The organism is Nitrospira sp. BLG_2 (assembly GCF_049222245.1).
Genome location: NZ_JBLYIG010000180.1, coordinates 1 through 5,363, shown reverse-complemented (window position 1 = coordinate 5,363; position 5,363 = coordinate 1). Strand labels below are relative to the sequence as shown.

The window sequence follows — 5,363 nt, the reverse complement described above, 5'->3', positions numbered from 1 at the left end:
CTCATCGATCCCGGACGACGGGGTGTATTTGGTAAACCCCTCGCGCATGGCCGCTTCCGCTGCGGCCTTCACCGGTTCCGGCGTGTCAAAATCCGGTTCGCCGGCTGAAAAATCGATGACGTCCATTCCTTGCGCGGCCATGGCTTTGGCAGTCGCAGCCATGGCCAACGTCGGGGAGGGTGCGATACGACCGACACGCGCTGCCAATTTCATGATTTGAGACTCCGGATACGAGCTTGGAGGCGCTTGGCTACTTCCGGATGAAGAAAGTCGATTAAATTGCCGCCGTGTTGTGCCACGTCTTTGATGATCGTCGAGGATAAGTACGAGTACTCTTCGCTGGGCATTAGGAACACGGTCTCCACCATCTTTGCAAGTTTTCGGTTGACGAGCGCCATCTGAAACTCATGCTCAAAGTCGGAAATGGCACGCAAGCCGCGGATGATTGCATGGGCGCCTGAACGCTCGACATAATCGACGAGTAACCCATCAAACGGTGTCACCTCGACCTGTCCCACATCCTTCATGACCAGCTTTACCATATCAAGGCGTTCCACCAAATTGAAGAGTGGGTGTTTGGAGGGATTCGGAGCGACGGCTACCACCACCTTGTCGAACACACGGAGGCTGCGGGTGATGATGTCGGTGTGGCCATGCGTAATGGGATCAAAGGTGCCGGGGCAGATACCGATTTTCATGCCTGTACGGTGCGAGGACGATAGTAGAGGGATAAGGCCGTATCACCGTAGCGATACCGGCGCAAAAACTTGGTGCATCCCAGCGATATGGGTAAGGCCGTCTTCTCAGCATGTTCGATGACCAGCCATGAGTCAAGAGCAAACAAATCATGTATTCTTGGCTCAGCGAGTAATGATGGAAGCTCTGATGCCTCAGCATAGGGTGGATCGGCAAAGACAATATCATAGGGACCGTTCCACTGATGGGGATGGTTCAGAAATTGTTGGATAGTCTGACCCAGCACGGCTATTTCCTCACCCATATGGCACAGCTCCAGATTTTGCCGCAGTAGTTTCAATGCATCCCGGTTCGACTCGACGAAGGTCACGTCCGCGGCACCACGACTGACGGCTTCGATCCCCACGGCTCCCGTCCCAGCGTAGAGGTCCAAAAACCGACTGTTCGTAAGCCGATTACCGAGAATTGAAAACAGGGCTTCTCGAACCCGGTCTGAGGTGGGACGAAGAGCGAGTTTTCGTGGCGCATAGAGTCGACGACCTCGGTGAGTACCGGCGATTACACGCATACCAGACAACATCGTCTTGAACGTCAGACTCTAACATAGCGTTTTTGCAGGGGTCAAGAAATGGGGATGGGGGTGACTGGATGACTGTATAGGCCGCGATTGAGTCGGAGAGATCATCGTTGGCCCTTTTGACCGTCTTCTTACGGAAGACTATAATGCGATCGTTGTTCTCCTGGTACTTCAGAGAAGACACGATCGCCTACGTTCTCCGCAGACCTTAGCAAAGGCTTAGGCCCTGAACATGAAGTATAATTTACCGAGTCGCGACGGTCTGAGATTCGCGGGCCGCTAGGCTCTTTCGGCGGTTGTTAGAGATGGTGCGGTCGATAATGGCACCGCAGTTGATGCATTTCCATGCATAGAACACGAGAAAGAAATCCGAGAACCGTTCCAACATCATCATCCCCTTGCACTTCGGACATTCCATTGATCCCTCCTCAGGTGGTTACGTTCACAGCTGGTGGCAAAGTTAAGCAAGAGCTGCACCAATTTGTCATGTTTCAGTATTTCAATAGGTTATGAATTACGTATTTGCCGTAGGTCTATAATTTCACCGTATTTGCCGGTACAAAAGAGTCCGGACCGTCAATTTTTTGTCATCTGGAGGACTTCGTGGCAGGCAAAGGACCAAGAAAAGGCATTGCGTACTGGCCCAAAACCGAACGTCCTCGTGAGCGTCTTCTTGCCAAAGGTTCCGACGTCTTATCCGACGCCCATCTTCTCGCCATCCTCCTGAGAACCGGCCGCCGTGATTCGTCCGCCGTGCAAGTAGCCATCGAACTCCTCGACCGGGTAGGAGGGCTTGGGGGATTGGCGGCCTGCGGCATTGAAGAACTCTGCGCCATCCCCGGCGTTGGTCCCGCCAAGGCAGCCCAACTCAAGGCTGCGTTGGCATTAGGACGACGATCGCTGGCCGTTCCCATGTCCACCGGCACTCGTGTCTCCTCAAGCGCGGATTTGTTCAAGCATTTTCACCCTGCGCTTCGTGATGTGAAGCATGAGCTTTTCAAAGTCGTGCTGCTGGACGCAAAGAATGTCGTGATCAAAGAGGCCACGGTCTCAGAAGGAAGCCTTACGCTCAGCATCGTGCACCCGCGCGAAGTCTTTGCGCTCGCCGTACGTGAATCGGCCGCCGCCGTCATTTTTCTTCACAACCACCCCAGCGGAGACCCCACTCCAAGCCCTGAGGATCGACGATTGACTGATCGACTCGTCACGGCTGGCAATCTGTTGGGTATCCGCGTATTGGACCATGTGATTCTTGGAGATGGTCGGTACGTGAGTTTTGCCGACGAAGGATGGATGACAGAACAGCGCAACGAGTGCGAAGCCTCCTGAAATAATGTCGACTGAAACAACGGTCGCGAGGAATATGAATATTATGAGGAAGCGAATGGCCTAACCCCATACTCGACAAGGAGGGCAGACAATGAAAACAGCCTGTCTCGAGCCCATCAGAAACGTGGCGATCCTATCCGGCGCCGGCGCGGGCAAGACCTCTCTCAGCGAGGCCTTGCTGTATGTCGGTGCCGCGATTCCCATGCTTGGTTCCGTGACACAAGGTACGACCGTTTCTGATTTCGAGCCGGAAGAGCTTCGTCATCGCAATTCGACAAGTACCAGCCTTCTTCAGTTCTCGTGGAATCACACCCACATCAATCTCATCGACCCTCCCGGCGCGCTTGATCTTCTTGGCGAACCGCTTGCCGCCCTGCAAGCCGTCGATGCGGCCATCCTCCTTCTGAGCGGAAACATGGGAATGAGGACGGAACTGGCACGGCTGTGGGGGAGAGTCAAAGAGTTGGATCTTCCTTGTCTGGTATTCGTCAATGGACTCGATAAGGAAGGCGCCTCGTTCGAAAACGCTCTGGAGATCTGCCGCCAACAGCTCGGTCGTATTCCAGTCCGTATGACATTGCCGGTCATATTTGGCGAGCACTTAGACGGCGTCATTGATGTACGACATGAAAAATTTATACGATCGGGGCCGAGTTCAGCTCAAGTAGAACAGGTGCCGATTTCGAACGATCTGGAGGGAATTCTCAGCGGAGCGCGCAAGCAGCTCGTGGAAGCAGTCGCGGAGAGCGGAGAAGCCTTGTTGGAAACCTACTTAACTCAGGGCGAATTAAACCAGGAAGACCTTCTGCAAGGGCTCCGACGTGACATCCAGACGAATCAATTTCTCCCCGTGTATGTCGGGTCCGCAACGCAGAATGTCGGAATCTGGTCCTTGTTGGACGCTATTGCGACCCTGTTGCCGGCGCCCTCCGAGCGTGGTGTGGCCCATCCATGGCACGGTATCCATCCGGAGACGCACGAAGGCTGTGAGCGAGAGGGGAGTCTGCAGGAACCGTTTTCAGCCTATGTCTTTAAGACGATCATCGACCCATTCATCGGTCGGCTGTCCTATTGCCGTGTCTTATCGGGAACAATCCATGCCGATGCGACAGTGCTGAATGCTTCAAAACATGTGCGGGAGAAACTCGGCCATTTCTACACGGTCTTGGGCAAACGTCACGTGGCCGTCGACTCCGCAAAAAGCGGAGAGATCGTGGCGATCGGAAAACTCAAAGACACGCATACCGGTGACACGCTGTGCCAAGAGAATGCCCCCATTTGCTACCCCATGCTGAGCCTCCCAAAGCCGATCTTGTCGTTCGCGGTTGAAAGCAAGTCTAAGACGGACATCGATAAGGTCAGCTTAGGCCTTCACAAACTCATCGAAGAAGACCCCACGCTGGAATTCGCGCGCAATGCCGAAACCAAGGAGATGGTGCTCAGCGGCATGGGGCAGTTCCACATCGATTTGGCCCTCGAGAAACTCCATCGAAAATTCGGAGCCGATGTCATGCTCCATACGCCGAAGGTCCCGTACCGGGAAACGCTCAAGACGAAATCACAAGCACAGGGCAGGTACAAGAAACAAACCGGCGGTCACGGGCAATACGGAGATTGCTGGCTTGAAGTGGCGCCACTCCCGCGCGGCAACGGGTATGTGTTTGAGAATCGTGTGGTCGGAGGAGCGATTCCTCGAAATTTCATTCCTGCCGTGGAAAAGGGGGTCATGGAGGCCATGCAGGAGGGGCCGTTGAGCGGATTCCCGGTCGTCGATGTGCAGGTAGCCGTCTACGACGGATCGTATCATGTGGTCGATTCATCCGAGATGTCGTTCAAGATTGCGGGATCGATGGCATTCAAGAAAGCGATAGAGACCGCGCATCCAGTGCTACTTGAACCCGTCATGACGGTCGAAATCCACACACCGACCGACGCGGTCGGAGCAGTCATGGGAGATTTGAGCGCCCGACGGGGTCGAATCGTCGCCGTCAACGCGCAAGACCATGCGGAACAGATTACGGCATTGGTTCCGCTTGCGGAGCTGCTTCGATACGCGACGGCCCTCAACGCCATGACCGGGGGGCGGGGCAGTTATATCATGGATTTCACGCAGTATGATGAAGTACCACGAGAGTTAGCGGCAAGGGTCATCGAGCGACATAAGGCGGAAGGACAAGCCGCCACGGCCCATTGAAATCGTCAATCAGGAGGACTTGAGCACGACATAAAATGCGCGGTTTTCCCGAAGCACGCGGAGCAGCAGGGTATCTCCACGCCTGGACCGCGCAACGGCCGACGTAAATTCTCCTACGGAAGACACTTCCATACGGTTGATCTCCTTGATGAGGTCGCCTTCTCGGAGGCCTTCGGCTTGAGCAAGACTGTTGGGTTCAACCTTTACAATCAGCACGCCTTTCGACTCACGAAGCTTGAATCTTTCCGCAAGCGAGGATGTCAAGTCTTGGAGGTCAAGACCGAGTCTGACTCCTGACTTCTCCCCTTGTTGAGGGATCGATGCGATGACGGTGGTATCGCGCCGCTCGGTGAGGGGAACGTCCATCGTGACGTGTTTCAGATCCCGGACTATTTCTATCTTTGAGGTCGCGCCCGGAGTCAGCGTTGCGATGAGACGAGACAGCTTATTCGGTGAATCAACAACGACATCGTCGATCCGGACGATGACATCGCCCGCCTTGATCCCAGCCAAAGCTGCGGGATCCTTCTCGAACACTTCATTCACGAGCACTCCTTCGCCTTCAGC

6 protein-coding genes and 1 pseudogene are annotated in these 5,363 nt (G+C 54.7%); 2 read left to right on the top strand and 5 right to left on the bottom strand.

Going from position 1 to position 5,363, the window contains the following annotated elements; translation table 11 throughout:
* The 4 genes and pseudogenes from ACOSYY_RS05020 to ACOSYY_RS05005 all read right to left on the bottom strand — a co-directional run.
* Positions 1–213 (bottom strand): annotated as a pseudogene (locus tag ACOSYY_RS05020) (aspartate aminotransferase); the annotation flags it as partial.
* Positions 210–698 (bottom strand): pantetheine-phosphate adenylyltransferase, encoded by a 489-nt coding sequence (coaD, locus tag ACOSYY_RS05015; protein ID WP_421661174.1) that lies wholly within the window; start codon positions 696–698, stop codon positions 210–212. The gene coaD and the pseudogene ACOSYY_RS05020, both read right to left, overlap by 4 nt.
* Positions 695–1,264, bottom strand: a complete 570-nt coding sequence (rsmD, locus tag ACOSYY_RS05010; protein ID WP_421661173.1) for a 16S rRNA (guanine(966)-N(2))-methyltransferase RsmD — start codon at positions 1,262–1,264, stop codon at positions 695–697. Before rsmD ends, coaD begins: the two co-directional genes overlap by 4 nt.
* A 253-nt stretch (positions 1,265–1,517) precedes the next feature.
* Complete coding sequence (locus tag ACOSYY_RS05005) at positions 1,518–1,691, bottom strand: hypothetical protein (RefSeq protein ID WP_421661172.1); 174 nt, start codon at positions 1,689–1,691, stop codon at positions 1,518–1,520.
* A gap of 185 nt (positions 1,692–1,876) precedes the next feature.
* Between ACOSYY_RS05005 and radC the strand changes: the two genes are divergently transcribed.
* Complete coding sequence (gene radC, locus ACOSYY_RS05000) at positions 1,877–2,602, top strand: RadC family protein (RefSeq protein ID WP_421661171.1); 726 nt, start codon at positions 1,877–1,879, stop codon at positions 2,600–2,602.
* Positions 2,603–2,693: 91 nt separating this feature from the next.
* The gene (gene fusA / locus ACOSYY_RS04995; RefSeq protein WP_421661170.1) at positions 2,694–4,796 is read left to right on the top strand and encodes an elongation factor G; all 2,103 of its coding nucleotides are present in this window, start codon (positions 2,694–2,696) and stop codon (positions 4,794–4,796) included.
* A gap of 9 nt (positions 4,797–4,805) precedes the next feature.
* Here the strand turns inward: fusA and ACOSYY_RS04990 are convergent.
* Positions 4,806–5,363, bottom strand: a 558-nt coding sequence (locus tag ACOSYY_RS04990) for a PDZ domain-containing protein (protein WP_421661169.1), incomplete at its 5' end; no start/stop codon positions are given.

Bases quoted from the DNA above. Each gene is read 5' to 3' on its own strand.
- ACOSYY_RS05005 (WP_421661172.1), bottom strand. From the start codon at position 1,691: ATGGAATGTCCGAAGTGCAAGGGGATGATGATGTTGGAACGGTTCTCG.
- coaD (WP_421661174.1), bottom strand. From the start codon at position 698: ATGAAAATCGGTATCTGCCCCGGCACCTTTGATCCCATTACGCATGGC.
- fusA (WP_421661170.1), top strand. From the start codon at position 2,694: ATGAAAACAGCCTGTCTCGAGCCCATCAGAAACGTGGCGATCCTATCC.
- rsmD (WP_421661173.1), bottom strand. From the start codon at position 1,264: ATGCGTGTAATCGCCGGTACTCACCGAGGTCGTCGACTCTATGCGCCA.